Annotated in this window: 14 protein-coding genes; 6 read left to right on the forward strand and 8 right to left on the reverse strand. The window is 74.9% G+C overall.

The window, feature by feature from the left end:
* Nucleotides 1-168 precede the first annotated feature (168 nt).
* Together N555_RS0109710 and N555_RS0109715 are read left to right on the forward strand one after the other, a co-directional pair.
* Nucleotides 169-2,226, forward strand: a complete 2,058-nt coding sequence (locus tag N555_RS0109710) for a putative bifunctional diguanylate cyclase/phosphodiesterase (protein WP_231502683.1) — start codon at nucleotides 169-171, stop codon at nucleotides 2,224-2,226.
* Between the two features lie 194 nt (nucleotides 2,227-2,420).
* Nucleotides 2,421-3,206, forward strand: a complete 786-nt coding sequence (locus tag N555_RS0109715) for a transglutaminase-like domain-containing protein (RefSeq protein WP_029431294.1) — start codon at nucleotides 2,421-2,423, stop codon at nucleotides 3,204-3,206.
* Between the two features lie 6 nt (nucleotides 3,207-3,212).
* Here the strand turns inward: N555_RS0109715 and N555_RS0109720 are convergent, their stop codons facing one another.
* Nucleotides 3,213-4,145: an NAD(+)/NADH kinase gene (locus N555_RS0109720; protein WP_197028954.1), complete on the reverse strand. Its 933-nt coding sequence runs from the start codon at nucleotides 4,143-4,145 to the stop codon at nucleotides 3,213-3,215.
* A gap of 2 nt (nucleotides 4,146-4,147) precedes the next feature.
* Complete coding sequence (locus N555_RS0109725; RefSeq protein ID WP_231502684.1) at nucleotides 4,148-5,584, reverse strand: dihydrolipoyl dehydrogenase family protein; 1,437 nt, start codon at nucleotides 5,582-5,584, stop codon at nucleotides 4,148-4,150.
* Between the two features lie 36 nt (nucleotides 5,585-5,620).
* On the opposite strand from N555_RS0109725, the gene N555_RS0109730 reads away from it, so the two are divergent.
* The 3 genes from N555_RS0109730 to N555_RS29100 all read left to right on the forward strand — a co-directional run bounded on the left by N555_RS0109730 (nucleotide 5,621) and on the right by N555_RS29100 (nucleotide 10,738).
* Entirely contained in the window at nucleotides 5,621-6,118 is a 498-nt protein-coding gene (locus tag N555_RS0109730) for a flavin reductase family protein (RefSeq protein ID WP_029431297.1), read from the forward strand.
* Nucleotides 6,119-6,201: 83 nt separating this feature from the next.
* A complete protein-coding gene (locus N555_RS0109735; RefSeq protein WP_029431298.1) occupies nucleotides 6,202-8,802 on the forward strand; it encodes a bifunctional FO biosynthesis protein CofGH in 2,601 nt (866 codons plus the stop codon).
* Between the two features lie 322 nt (nucleotides 8,803-9,124).
* Nucleotides 9,125-10,738 carry a lytic transglycosylase domain-containing protein gene (locus N555_RS29100; RefSeq protein WP_156036303.1) on the forward strand — a complete coding sequence of 538 codons (1,614 nt, stop codon included), beginning with the start codon at nucleotides 9,125-9,127 and terminating at the stop codon, nucleotides 10,736-10,738.
* Between the two features lie 60 nt (nucleotides 10,739-10,798).
* On the opposite strand, the gene N555_RS0109745 is transcribed toward N555_RS29100, so the two are convergent.
* The gene (locus tag N555_RS0109745; protein WP_029431300.1) at nucleotides 10,799-11,020 is read right to left on the reverse strand and encodes a hypothetical protein; all 222 of its coding nucleotides are present in this window, start codon (nucleotides 11,018-11,020) and stop codon (nucleotides 10,799-10,801) included.
* A gap of 26 nt (nucleotides 11,021-11,046) precedes the next feature.
* The gene (locus N555_RS0109750; protein ID WP_029431301.1) at nucleotides 11,047-12,894 is read right to left on the reverse strand and encodes a putative bifunctional diguanylate cyclase/phosphodiesterase; all 1,848 of its coding nucleotides are present in this window, start codon (nucleotides 12,892-12,894) and stop codon (nucleotides 11,047-11,049) included.
* Nucleotides 12,895-13,045: 151 nt separating this feature from the next.
* Between N555_RS0109750 and N555_RS0109755 the strand changes: the two genes are divergently transcribed.
* On the forward strand, nucleotides 13,046-14,056 hold the full coding sequence (locus N555_RS0109755; RefSeq protein ID WP_029431302.1) for an NADPH:quinone reductase: 1,011 nt from the start codon (nucleotides 13,046-13,048) through the stop codon (nucleotides 14,054-14,056).
* Between the two features lie 47 nt (nucleotides 14,057-14,103).
* Here the strand turns inward: N555_RS0109755 and N555_RS0109760 are convergent, their stop codons facing one another.
* From N555_RS0109760 to N555_RS0109775, 4 genes are all read right to left on the reverse strand, one after another.
* Complete coding sequence (locus N555_RS0109760; protein ID WP_029431303.1) at nucleotides 14,104-14,733, reverse strand: hypothetical protein; 630 nt, start codon at nucleotides 14,731-14,733, stop codon at nucleotides 14,104-14,106.
* Nucleotides 14,726-16,402: a hypothetical protein gene (locus N555_RS28265; RefSeq protein WP_034509696.1), complete on the reverse strand. Its 1,677-nt coding sequence runs from the start codon at nucleotides 16,400-16,402 to the stop codon at nucleotides 14,726-14,728. Before N555_RS28265 ends, N555_RS0109760 begins: the two co-directional genes overlap by 8 nt.
* A gap of 350 nt (nucleotides 16,403-16,752) precedes the next feature.
* Nucleotides 16,753-17,916, reverse strand: coding sequence for an acyl-CoA dehydrogenase family protein (locus tag N555_RS0109770; RefSeq protein ID WP_231502685.1), 1,164 nt, complete (start codon nucleotides 17,914-17,916; stop codon nucleotides 16,753-16,755).
* Nucleotides 17,913-19,922: an acetyl/propionyl/methylcrotonyl-CoA carboxylase subunit alpha gene (locus tag N555_RS0109775; protein ID WP_029431305.1), complete on the reverse strand. Its 2,010-nt coding sequence runs from the start codon at nucleotides 19,920-19,922 to the stop codon at nucleotides 17,913-17,915. The genes N555_RS0109770 and N555_RS0109775 overlap by 4 nt, the downstream gene beginning before the upstream one ends.
* Nucleotides 19,923-19,930: the final 8 nt, after the last annotated feature.

The following is a 19,930-nucleotide window of genomic DNA, read 5'->3' on the forward strand; positions in this document are numbered from 1 at the left end:
TCCAGCGGCGGCACGGACGACGGGATTCCGCCGTGCCCGGAACTCGTTCGTCACACGGCTCACTCGTGGCACCCCCACCTCGGTTTCTCACGCACTGTGATCGATTGACCACGACATACCGGGGACGGGTTCCGTCACTCCTCGGCACGGGTGCAGCACCCTGAGCCGGTGACCCTGCACGCACACGACGTCCCCAAGCCCCGGTCGGGCTCCGGGAACGACCCAGCCGCCGCCCGGCTGCGTGCCATCGACACGCTCCTCGCCGACCGCGGCCAGCTCTTCCGCGCGCTGTTCCTGACCGCGCCGGTGCCCAAGGCGCTGGTCGACCTCGACGGCCACTTCCTCGTGGTCAACGAGGCGCTGTGCGCGATGACCGGCCGCACGGTCGACGACCTCGTCGGCCGGCACGTGGACCTGCTCGCCCACCCCGACGAGGCCCCCGTCCCGGACGCCGTCGCCGACGGCTCGGGACCCCTGGACCCGTGGCTGCAGGTCGACGGCGAGCGGCGGCTGCGCCGTGCCGACGGCAGCGAGCTGTTCGTGCTGCAGACCCACGAGGTCGTGCACCGCAGCAGCGGCGAGCCGCACTTCGTCGTCCTCTCGCTCGTGGACGTCACCGACCGCCGCCGTGCCGAGGAGGACCTCGTCCGGCGGGCCTTCACCGACCCGCTGACCGGGCTGCCCAACCGCCGGGCCCTCGGCGACCGGCTCAACCACGCCCTGGCGCTGTCCAAGCGGCGCGGGCTCCAGGTCGGGCTGGTGCACCTCGACCTCGACCGGTTCCAGGCGGTCAACGACGCCCTCGGGCACGAGGCCGCCGACCAGGTGCTCATGCAGGTGGCCGACCGGCTGCGCTGGAGCACCCGCGTGGAGGACACCGCCGTCCGGCTGGGCGGCGACGAGTTCCTGATCCTGGCCGAGGACGTCGAGGACCTCGACGGCCTGCGCGCCCTCGCCGACCGCCTGCTGTCGGTGCTGGACGACCCGGTCGTCGTCGGCGGGCGGGAGATCGTGCTCTCGGCCAGCGTGGGGCTCACCCTCGGCTCCGACGTCGCCCCCGACGACCTCCTCCGCCAGGCGCACGGCGCCCTCATGCGGGCCAAGTCCGACGGCAGCCGCGCCCGCATCGAGGTCTACGACGGCGTGCTCTCCGACGACGAGATCGACCAGCTGCAGCTGGAGGCCGACCTCCGGCACGCGCTGGACGGCGACGAGCTGCGGCTCTTCTACCAGCCGATCGTGTCCCTCTCGGACGAGACGCTGCTGGGGTACGAGGCGCTCATCCGCTGGGAGCACCCCTCCCGTGGCCTGCTGATGCCGGGCGCGTTCCTCGCCTGCGCGGAGGACAACCGGCTCACCGCCAAGCTCGGCGCCTGGGTCCTGCACCGCGCCTGCAACGACGCGGCCGGCTGGCCGGCCGGCCTGCGGGTGCACGTGAACATCTCCGCCCGGCACCTCGCCGAGCCCGGCTTCACCGACCTCGTCGTCGACGCGCTCGCCTCGTCCGGTCTGCCGCCGGAGCGCCTCGAGCTGGAGATCACCGAGTCGACGGCGTTGTTCGCCGCCGACGCGACGCTGCAGGCCGTCAGCGAGGTCACCGACCACGGCGTGACGCTCGCCCTCGACGACTTCGGCACCGGCTACTCGGCCATCACCGCCCTGCACCGGCTGCCCATCCACACGGTGAAGATCGACCGCTCGTTCGTCGCCGACGTGGTGACCCAGCCCGCCACCGCGGCGCTGGTGCAGGGGCTGCTCCAGCTCGGCATGGGCATGGGGCTGCAGGTCATCGCCGAGGGCATCGAGGACCTCGACCAGGCCGAGTGGCTGCGCGAGCACGGCTGCGTGATGGCCCAGGGCTACGCGTTCGGCCGGCCGGCTCCGCTGCCCGGGCCGAGCGCACTCAGCGAGGACGCCGCAGTGGAGCAGCTCGTGCCGGCGGAGGTGCGCAGTGACGCGCCCCTGACAGCCGAGGAGGTCATCGTCGCGGCCGACACCCCGGCGCCGTCGCTGGACGAGCCGACCGCCGACGTGCTGGCCTTCCCCACCGCTCAGGCGGCCGCGGTCCTGCCGCCGACGGCGCAGTTCGACGCGCTCGCCGGCTGGGACGCCGACGACGACGACGCCGTGGTGCCCGCTCCGCGCCGCGACGCGGGGCTGCCCGAGGTGCCGCACCTCTACGCCGTCCTCGACGACACCGGAGAGACCCCGCCGGTCCGCGACTAGGTCCGCGCGTCCTCGTGCTCTGCCCACCCCCTGTGGGCAGAGCACGAACATTCGTGCTCTGCCCACGCAGCGTGGGCAGAGCACGAGCGTGTGCGGGCCCCCTCTCCAGCCCGGCGCGTGACCGCCAGGTGACGTCTGCGGGACGGTCGTGTTCCCGACCGGCGGCCGGGCCGCGGGCCGGTCAGGATGCCGCCATGCCCACCGACGTCGCCGCCACCATGACCGTCACCTCGACCGGCCCCGCGACGGCGTTGCTGCAGGTCGCGGTCGCGTCGCCGCTGACCGAGACGCTCACCGTGCTGTGCGACGGCGAGCCGCTGCCGACCGAGGAGTTCACGGTCGGCGAGGCCCGGGTGCACCGCGTCGAGCTCCGCGAGGGGACGACGACCGTGGCCTACACCGCGGCCGTCGACCCCGCCGGTCCGCCGCGTCCGGTCACCCCCGCGGCGTGGGCCGAGGCGCTGCGGCCGAGCCGCTACTGCCCGTCCGACGAGCTGGAGGGCTACGCCGCCGCCGAGTTCGACCGGACGCTGCCGCGCGGGGAACTGGTCGGCGCCGTCGCCGGGTGGGTCCACGACCGGCTGAGCTACGTCTCCGGCGCCAGCCGATCGATCGACACCGCCGTCGACACCCTGCTACTCGGCCAGGGCGTGTGCCGGGACTACGCGCACCTGACCGCCACCCTGCTGCGCGCCCTGGAGGTGCCGGCCCGGCTGGTCGCCGTCTACGCGCCGGGACTGGACCCGATGGACTTCCACGCGGTCGTGGAGGCCGACGTCGACGGGACCTGGTGCGTCGTCGACGCGACCCGGCTGGCGCCGACCAGCGCCCTGGTGCGGATCTGCTCCGGGCGCGACGCCGCCGACACCGCGTTCCTCACCCTGCTCGACGGCGTCGCCCGCTTCGAGTCGATGACCGTCACCGCGACGGTGGACGGCGACCTGCCCGCGCCGGCGACCGCGCCGTTCCCGCTGCCCTGAACCCGGTCAGCCGGCGTCGTCGGTGTCCGCGCCGTCCGGGGCGGCCGCGAGCCGGGCCCGCTGCTCGGCCGGGAGCAGCTCCAGGAGCTCACCGGGCAGGTAGGGCAGGTCGACCAGCGAGAGCTTCACCCGGCTGCGCGCTGCGGAGCGGGAGCCCTCGATCCGCACCAGCTGCCCGGCGCGGGCGCGGTAGGTGACCTCCACCTCGTCGCCGGGCTGCAACCGGCCGCCGAGCACCCCGTCGAACTCCATCGCCGGGTTCCCCGCGCTGATGGTCAGCCGCAGCGGCTCGCTCGGCGCCAGCAGCACCGACCGGGAGATGCCCGACATCGGCGCCGCCGGGGTCACCAGCACACCCTCGATGCCGGGGCTCACCACCGGGCCGCCGGCGGCGTAGTTGTAGGCCGTCGAGCCCATGGCCGTCGCCACGATGACGGCATCGCAGCGCAGGTGCCCGTAAGGCTGGCCGCCCACCGACAGGGTCGCGCTGACCATCCCCTCCCCGGGCACGCGCGCCAGCACGGCGTCGTTGAACGCCAGCCACTCCCAGTCGCGGTGCCGGACGACGAGGCACCCGCGGGACTCCGTCGTCACCCGGCCCTCCGCCATGGCGGTGAGTGCCGTGCGCAGCTCGCGGGCCTCCACCTCCGCGAGGAAGCCCAGGTGGCCCAGGTTCACCCCGAGCACGGGCACCGGCCGCGCGCTGACCAGCCGCATGGCGCCCAGGATCGTGCCGTCGCCACCCATCGCGATGATCCCGTCGCAGGTGTCGGCCAGCACCTCCTCCGGCACGGGCACCACGCCGTCCACCCCGGCCCGGCGGGCGTCGCCCGTCGCAGCCACGAGCTCCGCCGCGCCGTCGCGGGCCCAGTCGGCCACCTGGGAGACCGCGGCCGTGACGTCGCGGGTGGGGTGCAGGACCAGCCCGATGCGCGCCACGGTCAGCCGTTCCGCCAGGTCTCCAGCAGCCGGAGCCAGACCTCGCTGATCGTCGGGTAGGCCGGGACGGCGTGCCACAGCCGGGCGATCGGCACCTCGCCGGCGACCGCGATCACCGCGGAGTGCAGCAGCTCGGCGACGTCGTAGCCGACGAAGGTGACGCCGAGCAGCACCTCGCGCTCGGTGTCGACGACCGCGATCGCCGTCCCCTCGTAGCCGTCGCGGTGCACCGAGGCGCCGGCCACCGACCCGATCGGGTACTCCACGACCCGGTGCGGCCGGCCGGACTCGGCCGCCTTGGCGCTGGTCATCCCGACGCTGGCGACCTGCGGGTCGGTGAAGACGACCGACGGCACGGCGTGGGTGTCCGCGGTGGCCACGAACGGCGACCAGTCGGACGTGTCGACGTCCCGGCCCTCCGCGCGGGCGACGATGGCCGCGGCCGCCTGGCGGGCCTGGTACTTGCCCATGTGGGTCAGCAGCGCCCGGCCGTTGACGTCGCCGACGCCGTAGAGCCACGGCAGGCCCCGCACCTGGAGCGTGTCGTCGACGTCGAGGAAGCCCTCGCCCTCCAGGCCGACGCTCTCCAGCCCGATGTCGTGCGTGCGGGCGCGGCGGCCGGCCGCGACGAGCACCTGGTCACCGCGGACCTCCTCGGCCGGTCCGTCGCCGGCCGCCACGGTGACGACGACCTCGGTGCCCTCCCGCCGGGCCGCCTGCACCGCGGTACCCAGCCGGACGTCGACGCCGGCCGCGCGCAGGGCCGCGGTGACCGCGTCCCCGGCGACCGGCTCGGCACCGGCCAGCACCCGGTCGCCGCGCTCGAGCACCGTGACGGTCGAGCCGAGCGCGCTCCAGGCGGTGGCCATCTCGCAGCCCACGTAGCCGCCGCCGACGACGATCAGCCGGCCGGGCACCTCCTTGGCGCTGGTCGCCTCCCGCGGCGTCCACGGCTCGACGTCGCGCAGACCCGCGACCGGCGGGACGGCTGCCTCCGAGCCGGTGCACAGCGCGACCGCGTGCGTGGCCGTCAGCCGGGTCTCGGCGCCGTCGGCATCGGTGACGACGACGGTCTTCTCGCCGTCCAGCCGCGCGCTGCCGCGGACCAGGTCGATGCCGGCGACGCGCACCCACTCGACCTGGCTCGCGTCCGACCAGTTCGAGGTGAACGAGTCGCGCCGGGCGAGGGTGGCGGTCGCGTCCTGCTCGCCGGTGACCGCGGCCGCTGCCCCGGACACCGCCCGGGCAGCCGACAGCGCCTCGCTGCCGCGCAGCAGGGCCTTGCTGGGCATGCAGGCCCAGTAGGAGCACTCGCCGCCGACCAGTTCGGCCTCGACCAGCACCGCCGACAGCCCACCGCGGACGACGACGTCGGCCACGTTCTCGCCGGTCGAACCGGCACCCACCACGACGACGTCGTACGTCCGCTCTCCGCTCACACGGCCCATCCTCGCTGGTGTGGTCGACTGGCGGCCATGCCGGTCGACCCGAGCGAGTTCGCCGCCGCGCTGCGCTCCTACGCCGCGGGCGTCGCGCTGATGACGGTGCGCGACGGCATCGACGACGTGGGCACCACCGTCTCCTCGGTGATGAGCGTGTCGGCGGCCCCTCCGCTGGTCGCCGTCGGGCTGACCGCCACCGGGTATCCGCGCGAGGTGCTCGAGGACGTCGGCCGGTGCGGGCTCACCGTGCTCGGCGCCGGGCACGCGATCCTGGCCAGCAGGTTCTCCTCCGCCGGCCGGCCCAGCGCGCGCCACCTGCTGGAGTCGGTGCCGTGGTCCCGGGCCCCGGTCAGCGACGCGATCGTGCTCGACGGCGGGCTGGTCGCCCTGGACTGCCGGCTGGAGCGGGTGGTGGAGGCCGGCGACCACGTGCTCGCCCTGCTGGAGGTGGTCGGCGTCCCGGTGGCGCCGTCGTCCGGCGACCCGCTGGTGCGCTTCCGCGGCCGTTACGTGCCCGTTCCGCCGTCCTGAGAGGGACTTTCGCGCGCGAAAGTCCCCTGCCACCCGGTCGGGGCAACGAAGCAGACACCCGTCGGGGTTAGCGTGCAGGGGCCATGAGTTCGCAGCCCGCTCCCGACCATGCCCTGCGTCGCGCCCTCGCCCGGGCCGAGCGGGGCGTCGCGCTCGACGCCGCGGAGGCCGAGGCGCTGCTCTCCGCCCGCGGTCTGGGCGAGGGTGAACCGCTGGACCGGCTGCTCACCGCGGCCTCGCGCGTCCGTGACGCCGGGCTGGCCTCGGCCGGCCGGCCGGGGATCATCACGTACAGCCGCAAGGTGTTCATCCCGCTGACGCACCTGTGCCGCGACCGCTGCCACTACTGCACGTTCGTGACCACCCCCGGCCAGCTGCGGTCCCAGGGCAAGGCGCCGTTCCTCTCGCCCGACGAGGTGCTCGACGTCGCCCGCGCCGGGGCCGCGATGGGCTGCAAGGAGGCGCTGTTCACCCTCGGCGACCGTCCGGAGGCCCGCTGGCCGGTGGCCGCCGAGTGGCTCGAGGCGCACGGTTTCGACTCCACGCTGGGTTACCTGCGGGCGATGGCGATCCGGGTGCTCGAGGAGACCGGGCTGCTCCCCCACCTCAACCCCGGCGTGCTGTCGTGGGAGGAGATCCAGCGACTCAAGCCCGTCGCCGCGTCGATGGGGATGATGCTGGAGACGACCGCGACCCGGCTGTGGTCGGAGCCCGGTGGCCCGCACTTCGGCAGCCCGGACAAGGAGCCCGCCGTCCGGCTGCGGGTGCTGGAGGACGCCGGCCGCTCCGCCGTCCCGTTCACCACCGGCGTGCTGCTGGGGATCGGCGAGACGCCGGCCGAGCGCATCGACGCCGTCCTGCAGATCCGGGCCACGCACCAGCGGCACGGGCACGTGCAGGAGGTCATCGTCCAGAACTTCCGGGCGAAGCCGCGGACGGCGATGGCGGCCACCGACGACCTGGAGCTGCAGGAGTACGTCGCCGCGGTCGCGGTCACCCGGCTGCTGCTCGGCCCCAAGGCGCGGGTGCAGGCGCCGCCGAACCTGTCGGACTCCGCCGAGCTCGGGCTGCTGCTGCGGGCGGGGGTGGACGACTGGGGCGGGGTCTCCCCGCTGACGCCGGACCACGTGAACCCCGAGCGGCCCTGGCCGAACATCGACAAGCTCGCCGAGCTCACCGCCGACGCCGGGCTGACCCTGCGCGAGCGGCTGGCCGCGCAGCCGCCGTACGTGCTGGCGCCCGAGCCGTGGCTGGACCCGCGGGTGCGCCCGCACGTGACCGCGCTGGCCGGCCCGGACGGGCTCGCCGTCGAGGGCCGCATCCCGGCCGGGCTGCCGTGGCAGGAGCCGGACGAGGCGTGGACGTCGTCCGGCCGGGTCGACCTGCACGTGGAGGTCGACACCGTCGGGCGCACCGACGACCGGCGCAGCGACTTCGACGCCGTCTACGGCGACTGGTCGGAGCTGCGTTCACGGACCGAGAGCGCGCGCGACGGGCACTCGACCGCGCTGGCCGCCGGGGACCCGGAGGTGCGGGCAGCACTGGCGCACGCCGAACGGGATCCCGCCGGGCTGTCCGACGCCGAGTACCTGGCGCTGCTGGGCGCCGACGGGCCGGACCTGGAAGCGCTCGCGGCGCTCGCGGACGCCGTGCGCCGGGACGTCAACGGCGACGACGTCACCTACGTCGTGAACCGGAACATCAACTTCACCAACGTCTGCTACACCGGCTGCCGGTTCTGCGCGTTCGCCCAGCGGCGCACCGACGCCGACGCGTACACGCTGTCGCTGAGCGAGGTCGGCGACCGCGTGGACCGCGCGTGGGCCGCGGGTGCGACCGAGATCTGCATGCAGGGTGGCATCCACCCCGACCTGCCCGGCACCGCCTACCTCGACCTGGCCCGCGAGGTGAAGAAGCGGCAGCCCGGCATCCACCTGCACGCGTTCTCGCCGATGGAGATCGTGAACGGCTCGGCGCGCACCGGGCTGTCGTTCACCGAGTTCCTGACCGCGGCGAAGGAAGCCGGGCTCGACTCCGTGCCGGGGACGGCGGCGGAGATCCTCGACGACGACGTCCGCTGGGTGCTGACCAAGGGCAAGCTGCCGGCCGCGACGTGGGTGGAGATCATCTCGACCGCGCACCGCGTCGGGATCCCGACGACCTCGACGATGATGTACGGCCACGTCGACACCCCGGCCCACTGGGTCGCGCACCTGCGCACGCTGGCCGGGATCCAGGACGAGACCGGTGGCTTCACCGAGTTCGTGCTGCTGCCGTTCGTGCACCACAACGCGCCGATCTACCTGGCCGGCGTCGCCCGCCCGGGACCGACGGTGCGGGAGAACCGGGCCATCCACGCGGTGGCCCGGCTGCTGCTGCACGGGCGGATCTCCAACATCCAGACGTCGTGGGTGAAGCTCGCCGAGGCCGGCACCAAGGCGGTGCTGCAGGGCGGGGTCAACGACCTGGGCGGCACGCTGATGGAGGAGACGATCAGCCGGATGGCCGGCAGCGAGAACGGCTCGCTGAAGACCATCGCCGAGCTCGAGGCCATCGCCGCCTCGATCGGCCGCCCGGCCCGTCAGCGGACGACGGAGTACGGCACGCCGTCGGCCGAGCGCCTCGCGACAGCGCGCTCCGACGAGGGCCGTCGCAACCTGAGCCTCTCGATCACCCCGGCCTGACGGAGGCTGGCACCCGGCGTGTCGGGGGCGTCGTCACCCGACAGCGGCCGGATGGCCCTGGACACCCGGCGCGGCCGGGTCTCCAATGCCACCCATGGGCGAGGAGGCCGGGGCGGCTCGGCATCGAGCTCCCCCGCCCGAGGCCGGAGTGGTCCGCCGCGCTTGTCACCGCCTCAGCAGCAGCCCGTGGACGACGACGCGAGCGGGACCCCGAGGGCAGCCGTCGCCTGCACCGGCGCGGACCCGCCGGACCGTCCTCCCACTGCTGGGCCTGGCAGTCGTGCTCGGCGTCGCCCCCGGCCCGGCCGCCCCCACTCCGACCGTGACCGCCTCTGCCCGCCACGGCCCCGAGGCGGCACCTCCACGGCTCGGCGATCCCCTCGACCGCGAGACCGGCGTCGCCGCCGGTGGCCCGTTGGCCCCGGTGTTCGGTGTCCTCGGACCCGACGTCCCCGCCTTCACGCTGCCGGACCCGGTCGTCGTGACCGCACCGCCGCCGCCGACTCGCAGACCGGCCGTCGAGCCCCCCGCGGCGAGGACGGACCCCGGCGACATCCCCGCGGCCGCACTCGACGCCTACCGGAGCGCAGCCGCCACCGCCGGCTGCGACCTGGACTGGTCCCTGCTGGCCGCGATCGGACGCGTCGAGTCCGACCACGGGCGCTTCCGCGGAGCCAGGCTGCAGCCGGACGGACGCACCACTCCGCCGATCCTCGGCCCACGACTCGACGGCACCGCCACCGCGCGGATCAGCGACACCGACGGCGGGCGCCTCGACTCCGACAGCACCTACGACCGCGCCGTCGGCCCGATGCAGTTCATCCCCGGCACCTGGGCGACGTACGGGCGCGACGGCGACGGTGACGGGACCAGCGACCCGTCCGATCTCGACGACGCCACCGCCGCGGCCGCCGCCTACCTGTGCGCCGCCGGTGGGGACCTCGGCACCGTCGACGGCCGCGCCCGCGCCGTCTACGCCTACAACCACTCCGCCGACTACGTCGTCACGGTGCTCGCACTCGCCGCGCGCTACTCCGGCCGACCGGCACCGATCGCGCCGCCGCAGCTCCCCGCACCGACGCTGCCACCGGTCAACCCCGCACCACCACTCGCTCTGCCACCGGAGGCACCCGCGCCTCCCGCCGTCCCGGCGGAGCCGCCCTCGACCCCGCCGAGCCCGCCGCTGCCGACCTCCCTCTCGGAGGCCAGCCCGGCGGGACCTCCCTCTGAGGCACCGGCCTCCCCGGCCGAGTCGACCCCGACGGAGCCCCCGACTCCCGGCAGCACTCCCCCGCCGGACCCTGGGACGCCCTCTGATCTCGGGACACCGACGGGCGGCGACACCCCGGCGCTGTCCACGTCCGCGCCGCCCGCAGAGCCGCTGCCGCCGACGACAACACCTGGGCCGTCTGCCGAGCCGTCTTCCGAGCCGTCTTCCGAGCCGTCTTCCGAGCCGTCTACCGAGCCGTCTACCGAGCCGTCGCCGACGACACCCACGGCGTCGCCCGAGCCGCCGCCGACGACGTCACCCGCGCCGGAACCCGAGCCGCCATCGACGACGACACTCCCGCCGCCCGAGCCGGCACCCCCGCCGCCGCCCGAGCCGAGCGACCAGCCGTGCGATACCGACGGCAACCTGCCGGCGATCGTCGACATCGCCGGCGCCACGGACGACCCACAGCTCGTCGAGCAACTCACCGGGACTCTGAGCGCTGCCGGTGTCAGCATCGGCGACAGCACTCCGTCCGACTCGACCCTGTCGGCCGTCAGCTACCCGGACGGCGAGCTCGACGCCGCCCTCTCACTCGCGGCCCTGCTCGGCATCGACGACACACAGGTGATCACCGCCGACGTCCCTCGCGTCCAGCTGGTGCTCGGGAGGGACGACGGCGAGCAGCTGCTCGCAGCGGCGCCCGGGGAACGGCCGTGTTCCTGAGAGGAAGCACGCCCGGTCAGTGGGTCAGCAGTCGCCGGGCCACTCGCACGTGTCGTAGCCCTAGTAGTCGGAGTACTGGTTCAGCTCGCTGATGCTGATGCCGTTGCCGCTCTCGAAGAGCCGCGCGACGTCGTCCGCCGAACCCGTGTCCGACGAGCCGACGGACAGCCCGATCGTCAACGCGACCACCGCGACGAGGACGGCGATGACGACCGTCCACACCTGCGCCGGGTCGAACCGCGACGTGTGCGGGGCGTAGTAGGACTGGGGTGCCGTGGTCATGGCGTCTCCTGGAGCGGTGGATCTGGTCAGTGGGCGACGAGCGGAGCCGGCTCCTGCGCAGCAGCCGACACCGACTCGCGGTCGGCGGCCTGCGGACGGCCGAAGAGGAAGCCCTGGGCGTGGGAGCAGGCGAGCTCGGTGAGCACCGCGTTCTGCTGCGGGGTCTCCACACCCTCGGCCACGACGGTCAGCCGCAGGCTCCGGGCCAGCTCGATGATCGAGGCCACCAGCGTGGTCGACGCGCCCCCGGCGTCGAGGTCCTGCACGAAGCTTTGGTCGATCTTGATGATGTCGGCGGGGAGGCGGCGCAGGTAGGACAGGCTGGAGTAGCCGGTCCCGAAGTCGTCGATGGCGATCCGCACACCGAGCCGGCGCAGCGCCTGCAGCTGGTCGATCACGGTGTCGATGTCGTGCACGAGCACGCCCTCGGTCACCTCGAGCGTCAGCTGTCCGGCCGGCAGCCCGGTCGTGGCCAGCACCTCGTGCACCGTGGCGACGACGTCGTCGTCGGCCAACTGGCGCGGGGAGAGGTTGACCGCCATCTCGATGGCGATGCCGGACTCCGCCGACCAGGCCACGGCCTGGTGCGCGGCCTGCTCGAGCACCCAGCGGCCGATCTCGACGATCAGGCCGCCCTCTTCGGCGAGCGGGATGAACTCCCCCGGCGACACCATCCCGCGCAGCGGGTGCTCCCAGCGCAGCAGCGCCTCGTAGCCGGTTGTGCTGCCGTCGGAGAGCCGGATGGTGGGCTGGTAGTGGACGCGGAGCTGACCGCCGGCGACGGCACCGGCGAGGTCCTCCAGCATGCGGACCTTCTCCTCGGCGGCCTGGGCCATGCCGTCGGCGTAGTGGACGAGCCGGTTCTTGCCGAGCGCCTTGGCCATGTACATGGCCAGGTCGGCGTTGCGCAGCAGGACGCCGGCGTCGCGCTCGGGCGTCGAGACGGTGCTCGCGGCACCGATGCTCACGTGCGGCACGTGCGGGCGGCCGTCGATGGTCATGGGGTCGGCCAGCGCGACGAGCATCCGCTGCCCGATCACCGTGGCGATCTCCGGGCCGCCGGCGACGACGACGGCGAACTCGTCGCCGCCGATCCGCGCCACCTGGTCGCTGGGCCGCACGCAGGTGCTCAGCCGCTGCGCGATGCCGCTCAGCAGTACGTCGCCGGCCGCGTGCCCGCGGGAGTCGTTGACGTCCTTGAAGTCGTCGAGGTCCAGGAACAGCATGCTGACCTCGCCGGAGGTGCGGGCGAGCAGCCGGTCGGTGGTCTCCATGAGCAGCGTGCGGTTGGCCAGCCCGGTGAGCGGGTCACGCAGGCCCTGCTGCTCGTTGAGCCGCCAGGCGGCCAGGTGGGACAGGCTGGCCGCGAGCACGAAGCCCGCGTGGATGCCGGCCCAGGTCCACGGGTGGTGGTGGGCCGCGGCGTGACCGAAGACCGAGTGCGGCAGCAGTGTGCCCAGGACGCCGTGGTGCAGGACGACGACGAGCAGCGCGACGCCGAAGGGCACCCAGTCCTGGTACAGCGCGACGAGGCCGATGACGACGAAGAAGTGGAAGTGCGCCTCGGTCTGCCCGTCCATCAGGTAGACCAGCAGCACCGACGCGGCCAGGAGGCTGAGCGTGGCGGCCGCGGCCCGCAGCGTGCGCCCGGCGCCGGGCAGCAGCGCGAAGGCCAGCGGGTACAGCACGGCGGCGGTCTCCATCGCCGTGGCCGTCACCCCCTCGCCGAGGGCCAGCGCGAGCATCGCCAGGGCGACCGCCTGCGCCGCGGCGACGGTGAGGATGATCCGGTGCCGTCGGTGCCAGACGTCGTCGGGCAGCACGCGTCCCTCGGGGAGGAGGGCGACGAGGCGTGCGGGCAGCTTGAGGCTCACCTCCCGTGCATCGGCGCAGGTCAGGCACTCCTGGCGCGCTGTGCCGCGACCCTCACCCCTCAGGGTGAGCGGAGTGCGGGAGTGCAGGAAACCTGCACTCCCACACTCCGCTGACGGGCGTTGCGCGCCGGTTCCCGGGTACGGCGACCCCGTGCGAGCGATCACCTACACCGAGAACGGCGGACCCGAGGTCCTCCGGCTGACCGATTCCCCCACTCCCGACCCCGGCCCCGGCGAGGTCCGCGTGCGGCTGGCGCTGGCCGGCGTGAACCCGACCGACTGGAAGTCCCGGCAGGGCACGCCGCCCGCGGGCGGGGTCCAGGTGCCCGGTCAGGACGGCGCCGGGACGGTCGACGCGGTCGGCCGGGGCGTCGATCCCGCGGTGCTCGGCCAGCGGGTGTGGGTGTGGGAGGCCGCCTGGCAGCGCCCGCACGGGACGGCGGCCGAGTACACCGTCGTCCCCCTGCGGCAGGCCGTGCTGCTCGGGGAGGCGCCGTTCGAGATCGGCGCCGCGCTCGGCATCCCGTTCCTCACCGCGCACCGCTGCCTCACCCTGGGCGAGTCGGTGCCCGACCGGCTCGGCCCCGGCGCGCTGACCGGGCGGACCGTGCTGGTGCAGGGTGGCGCCGGGGCGGTCGGCAACGCGGCGATCCAGCTGGCCCGGTGGGCGGACGCGACGGTGATCGCCACCGTGAGCAGCCCGCGCAAGGCGCAGCTGGCCGCGGCCGCGGGTGCCTCGCACGTCGTCGACTACACGCAGCAGGACGTCGTCGCGTTCGTGCGAGAGGTCGTGCCCAAGGGGGCCGACGTGATCGTCGAGGTCTCCGCCGCGCGGAACGCCGCGATCGACGCCCAGGTCGTCGGCATGCACGGCGCCGTCGCGATGTACGCCGACGACGGCGGTGCGGAGGTGACCATCCCGGTCCGTGCGCAGATGGCGCCCAACGCCCGGTGGAACTTCGTCCTCGTCTACACCCAGCCGGAGCGGGCGAAGGTGCTCGGCGTGGAGGACGTGAACGCCGCGGTGCTCGACGGCGCCATCCGGGTCGGCGAGGACGCCGGGCTGCCGCTGCACGTCTTCCCGCTGGCGCAGACCGCCGACGCCCACCGCGCGGTGGAGGACGGCGTCGTCGGCAAGGTCCTCGTCGACGTGACCGCCTGAGCCCGCGGAGGAGATCCGTGGGCGTGACGCCGACGGATCTCCTCCGGTCAGGCGGGGGTCATCGACGGCATGACGTCGGTGCGCCCGGCGAACCGCTCGGCCGCCCAGTCCGGCAGCCGGCCGAGCCACGCCTCGCCGTCGTTGGTGCGGCGGCCGTCGCCGTGCATCGGCGGCAGCCCGCGGACCACCTGCAGGCCGGCGGCCGCTGTCGCGAGCTTCAAGGCCAGACCCCGGCGCCGCGCGGCCGGTGCCACGTAGATCTGGTGTCCCAGCCCGGTGTCCGGCCACCAGCGGACCGCGGCGACCTGCCGGCCGCCGTCGACGCCCGCCGCGCGCGCCTCGGCCGCGATGAGCACCGTCCCCTCGGCGTACCGGGAGTCGGAGAACGCCACCAGGGTGCGGGCCGCCGGAGTGGCGTCGGGCTCGTCCAGCTCGACGTACCAGAGCAGCGGGACGTCGGGCAGGGCGACCTCGACGCGGTGCACGCGGTCGTCCGTCGCGGACGCCCGGACCGCGATGAGCCAGCCGGCCGGGCGCCGGCCGCGCGGGTGGTCCACAACGCTGGCGGGCGGGAACTGCGGTCCCTGGACGGCGACCCACTCCCGGGTCGCCGGCCGGCCCGCTCCCTCCTCGACGGGGTAGCGGGCCCACCAGGACGCGCGCGACGTGTCAGCCACGCTGCTCGCGTGCCCGGCGCCGCATCCAGAGCACGAGGAAGAACACCAGGGCGACGAACAGGATCCCGAAGCCGACGAGGCCGGCCTCGAGGACGTTGGTGCTGCTCTCCGTCCGCAGAGCCGGAGCGGGATCGGCGAGCGCGCCGGCCGGAGCGGCCGGCTTCGCGGTGCCCGAGGGGGTGGCGGGCCTGGTGGCCGGGGTCGGCACCGCCGCCGGCGCACTGGGCGCCGCTGCCGGAGCGCTGGGTGCGGCCGCAGGAGCGCTGGGAGCTGCGGGAGCGCCGGCCGGCCGGGCGCCGGCAGCCGGACCACCCGGGGTGGAGCCACCGGTCCCCGCGGGAGCGGGAGAGCCGCCCGTGCCGCCCGTGCCGCCCGTGCCTGCCGGCGGGACCGGCGCCTGCGGGGTCTGCGTCCCCGGCGGGACGACGACCGGCGGGACGGGCGTGCTGCCGACCGGCTGCAGCCGGGCCGTGACGCTCGCCCACTGGACCAGGACGCCGTCCTCATCGCGGAAGGTGTCGGCCAGGAGCACCGGCACGTCGGCGGACACGTAGCCCGCGGGAGTCGTGACCGCCTCGAGGGTCCAGGCGCCGGGCAGGAAGCACCCGAGGTGGGTCAGGACCCCCTGCTCGTCGCTGGTGGGGAGAGCGACCTCGGCCGACGCGGGGGACGCGGCTGCGACGGGGCTGTCGTCCGCCTCGGGCGCCGGCTCGGTGACGGGGTCCGCCGCCTGCTCGGCCCCGAGCGGGACGATCTCGACCAGCGGCAGCGGGAAGCCGGGGAGACCGGGGATGCCCGGGAAGCCGGGGCCGCCCGGCAGGCCGATCGGGGGCAGGTCGTCGCCCTCGTCGCCGGTCTCCTCCTGCTCGTCGCCGGTCCCGCCCTCCTCGTCCACGGGGGCGTCGGGGACGCAGTCGTCGGCCGGCGCGCCGTCCAGACGCGGGTAGTCCGGGCCGCCGGTGAAGCGGTAGGAGGCGCCGGCCACGGGCGCGAGGGTGTCCGCGTCGACCACGGTCGTGACGACCTCGTTGGTGAACAGCGAGTCGTTCGGGATCACACCGGTCGCGCCGACCATCCCGGCGATCATGCAGAAGAAGCCCTCGATCGACCCCACCGACGGGTCGCAGATCTCGATCGTCCAGGTGGCGCCCGTGGCCGGGGCCAGTCCCGTTCCGCCGCCGGTCTGCTGCACCGCGTAGGAGCCGGGCGGCACCGCGACCGACCCGCCGGCCGCCTCGGCCGCCGCGAGCACCTCGTCGGTGCCCTCGTCGGTGCCCTCGTCGCCGCCCTCCTCCGGTCCGTCGACGTAGACCACGCAGACGCCGTCCGCGTCCGTCGTGCAGGTGAGCGGGTCGGCGTCGGCCGACTCGCCGGTGAGGGTGAGCACGGCACCCGAGCGGTCGAGGTCGGCCGGCGCGACCCCCTCTACCCCGATCACGAGGGCGACGTAGGGGGAGGGCTTGCCGAGTCCGAAGTCCCCGCCCAGCTCGCGCTCGGACCCCGGCGTCTCCTCGAGCTCCAGGGCCCCGCCGACCTGAACCTCACCCGGGTCGGGCTGGGTCGTCGGGAGGTCCGGCGGCGTCGTCTCGTCGTCGGCCAGGGCGACCGGCGCGGCGGTCGACCCGGTGGCGACCAGCAGGCCCAGCCCCAGGAGGGAACCGCGCGACACCGTCCTCCGCAGGGGGTGGTGCGCTCTGGTCCGGGTGACCGACATCGTTGCTCCTCGGCGGACCCCACCGACCGTCGGCGGGAGCCGGGCGCAGCGTGTCGGCACCTGCCTCGCGCAAGCCCCTCGCCCGATCCGACACGCCGCCGGCACCTGCGACGACGCCCCGCCGCCCCCGGACGTCCCACTGATCGAACGTGACCGTCCGGTATCCCACGCCCCGGCGGCCCGCCCCGACTGCGGGGTGGTCCGCGCGCGCTCGTGCTCTGCCCAGCCGGGGTGGGCAGAGCACGAGCGTCCGGGGACCGACACCTCCCGGCGCTGGGCGCGGGAGGAGAGCCGCGGCCGGGCGGTCAGCCGAGGCCGAGGTCGCGGGCGATGAGCATCCGCTGCACCTCGCTGGTGCCCTCGCCGATCTCCAGGATCTTCGCGTCGCGGTAGAACCGGCCGACCGGGAACTCGTTCATGAAGCCGTACCCGCCGTGCACCTGGGTGGCGTAGCGGGCGTTGTCCATCGCGACCTCGGAGCTGTACAGCTTCGCGATCGACGCCTCACGCTTGAACGGCTCGCCGCGCAGCATCTTCTCGGCCGCCCGGTAGTAGGCCAGCCGCGCCGTGGAGGCCCGCACCTCCATGTCGGCGATCATGAACTGGATCGCCTGGTTGGTCCCGATCGGCCGGCCGAAGGCCTCCCGCTCGCCGGCGTACCGCAGCGACTCGTCGACGCAGCCCTGCGCCAGACCGACCGACAGCGCGGAGATCGCGATCCGGCCCTCGTCGAGGATCGACAGGAACTGCGCGTAGCCGCGGCCCCGCTCCCCCACCAGGTTCTCCGCCGGGACGTGCACGTCGGTGAACGACAGCTCCCGGGTGTCGGACGCGTTCCAGCCGACCTTGGAGTACCGCTTGCCGACGACGAACCCCGGCGTCCCCGACGGGACGGCGATCGCCGAGATCTCCTTCTTGCCGTCGGGGCGGGTCCCGGTCACCGCGGTCACCGTGACCAGCTCGGTGAGGTCGGTGCCGGAGTTGGTGATGAACGTCTTGCTGCCGTCGACCACCCAGGTGTCGCCCTCGAGCCGGGCGGTGGTGCGGGTGGCCCCGGCGTCGGACCCGCCGCCGGCCTCGGTCAGCCCGAAGGCGGCCAGCGCCTCGCCGGAGCACAGTCGCGGCAGCCAGCGCTGCTTCTGCTCCTCGGTGCCGAACCGGTAGATCGGCATCGCGCCCAGCGACACCCCGGCCTCGAGCGTGATCGCCACCGAGCTGTCGACCCGCGCCAGCTCCTCCAGCGCGACGCAGAGGTCGAAGTAGGTGCCGCCGCCCCCGCCGTACTCCTCGGGGAACGGCAGCCCGAACAGCCCGAGCTCCCCCATCTGCCGCACGATGTCGGTGGGGAACTCGTCGCGCTCGTAGAACTCCCCGATCTGCGGGGCCACGACCTCGCGGGCGAACTCGCGGACCGTCGTCCGCAGCGCCTCGGTCTCCTCGTCCAGCCGGTAGTCGAGCACTCTCGTCACTCCCCCTCGGCGGGGGTCGGGGCACCGGTCTCGTCCGGCGTCACCACGGCCACCCGCTCGTCGAGCCGGACCTGCTGGCCGGCCGTTCCGGTGAGCTCGGTGACCGTCCCCGCGACGGGCGCGGTCAGCACGTGCTCCATCTTCATCGCCTCGACCACGAGCAGCGGATCGCCCGCCGCCACCCGGTCGCCGACCGCCGCGCGGACGACGGTCACGGTCCCGGGCATCGGCGCGGTCACGACCCCGCTGCCGGCCGCTCCCTCGGCCGCCGCGTGCAGCCGCTCCTGCTCGCGCAGCGCCACGGTCCGCCCGGCGCCGGCCAGCCACACCGTGCCGCCGTCGTGCGCGAGCAGGTACCGGGTCCTCGTCCCGTCGAGGGTCACGGTCAGCTCGGCGCCGTCGCGGGAGACGCGCGCCGGGACGGCGTCGCCGTCGGCCACCCGGACCTGCGCGTCGCCCGCCCGCCCGCGCACCCGCACCTCGACCAGCTCCCCGCCGGCGAGCTGGAGCCGGCGCAGCGTCCAGGCCGGCTCGCCGACGCGCCAGCCGTCGGGCACGTCCCACGGGTCGACGACGTCGCCGGCCGGCTCGATCTCCAGCAGCAGCGCCAGGGCGGCCGCGGCCAGGACGTCGTCCGGCACCTCGGCGGCCGCGGTCAGCGACTCGCCCCGGCGCTCGATCAGCCCGGTGTCGAGCCGGCCGGCGGCCACGTCGGGATCGGCGAGCAGCGTGCGCAGGAAGGCGGTGTTCGTGGGGACGCCGAGCACCTGGGTGCCGGCCAGTGCCGCGAGCAGCCGGGTCCGGGCGGTCTCCCGGTCCGGGCCCCACGCCACGACCTTCGCCAGCATCGGGTCGTAGTCGGTGCCGACGACCGAGCCCGCGGCCAGCGAGCTGTCGACCCGGACGCCCGGGCCGGTGGGCTCCCGCAGGCCGAGCACCGTGCCGCTCTGCGGGAGGAACCCGCGGGCCGGGTCCTCGGCGTAGACCCGGGCCTCGATCGCGTGCCCGTCGAGGGGAACGTCGTCCTGCCCGAACGGCAGCGGCTCGCCGGCGGCCACCCGCAGCTGCAGCTCCACCAGGTCCAGGCCGGTGACGCACTCGGTGACCGGGTGCTCCACCTGCAGGCGGGTGTTCATCTCCAGGAAGAAGAAGTCGTCCGGCGCCTCCGCGTCGACGATGAACTCGACGGTGCCGGCGCCGGTGTAGCCGACCGCGCGGGCTGCCTCGACCGCGGCGGTGCCCATCCGGGCCCGCATGCTGGCGTCCAGCAGCGGGGAGGGCGCCTCCTCGATCACCTTCTGGTGCCGGCGCTGCAGGCTGCACTCCCGCTCGCCCAGGTGGACGACGGTGCCGTGCGCGTCACCGAGCACCTGCACCTCGATGTGCCGAGCGGCGCCGATGTAGCGCTCGACCAGCAGGGTGTCGTCGCCGAACGACCCGCGGGCCTCCCGGCGGGCGGCGGCGATGGCCTCGGGCAGCTCGGCGGCCGACCGCACCACCCGCATGCCCTTGCCGCCACCACCGGCCGACGGCTTGAGCAGCACCGGGAAGCCGGCCTCGACCGCGGCGGCGGCGACCGCGTCGTCGTCCATGCCGGGCTCGGTGCGGCCCGGGACGACCGGCACCCCGGCGGCCATGACGGTCTGCTTGGCGCGGATCTTGTCCGCCATCGCCTCGATCGCGGCGACCGGCGGGCCGATGAAGACGAGGCCCGCCTTCTCGCAGGCCCGGGCGAACCCGACGTTCTCCGACAGGAAGCCGTAGCCGGGGTGCACGGCCTGGGCGCCGGAGCGCAGCGCGGCCTCGACCACCCGCTCGACCGAGAGGTAGCTCTCCGCGGCGGGCGCCGGCCCGAGCCGGACGGCGACGTCGGCGACCCGGGTGTGCAGCGCTCCGGCGTCGGCGTCGGAGTACACGGCGACCGAGCGGATGCCCATCTCGCGCAGGGTCCGGATCACGCGGACGGCGATCTCACCGCGGTTGGCGACGAGGACGGTGTCGAACATGCCGGTCC

Origin of the sequence: Blastococcus sp. URHD0036, from assembly GCF_000701365.1 — a bacterium.
In the GTDB taxonomy this organism is placed as follows: domain Bacteria; phylum Actinomycetota; class Actinomycetes; order Mycobacteriales; family Geodermatophilaceae; genus Trujillonella.

Bases quoted from the DNA above. Each gene is read 5' to 3' on its own strand.
- N555_RS0109715 (WP_029431294.1), top strand. From the start codon at position 2,421: ATGCCCACCGACGTCGCCGCCACCATGACCGTCACCTCGACCGGCCCC.
- N555_RS0109730 (WP_029431297.1), top strand. From the start codon at position 5,621: ATGCCGGTCGACCCGAGCGAGTTCGCCGCCGCGCTGCGCTCCTACGCC.
- N555_RS0109735 (WP_029431298.1), top strand. From the start codon at position 6,202: ATGAGTTCGCAGCCCGCTCCCGACCATGCCCTGCGTCGCGCCCTCGCC.
- N555_RS0109745 (WP_029431300.1), bottom strand. From the start codon at position 11,020: ATGACCACGGCACCCCAGTCCTACTACGCCCCGCACACGTCGCGGTTC.
- N555_RS0109775 (WP_029431305.1), bottom strand. From the start codon at position 19,922: ATGTTCGACACCGTCCTCGTCGCCAACCGCGGTGAGATCGCCGTCCGC.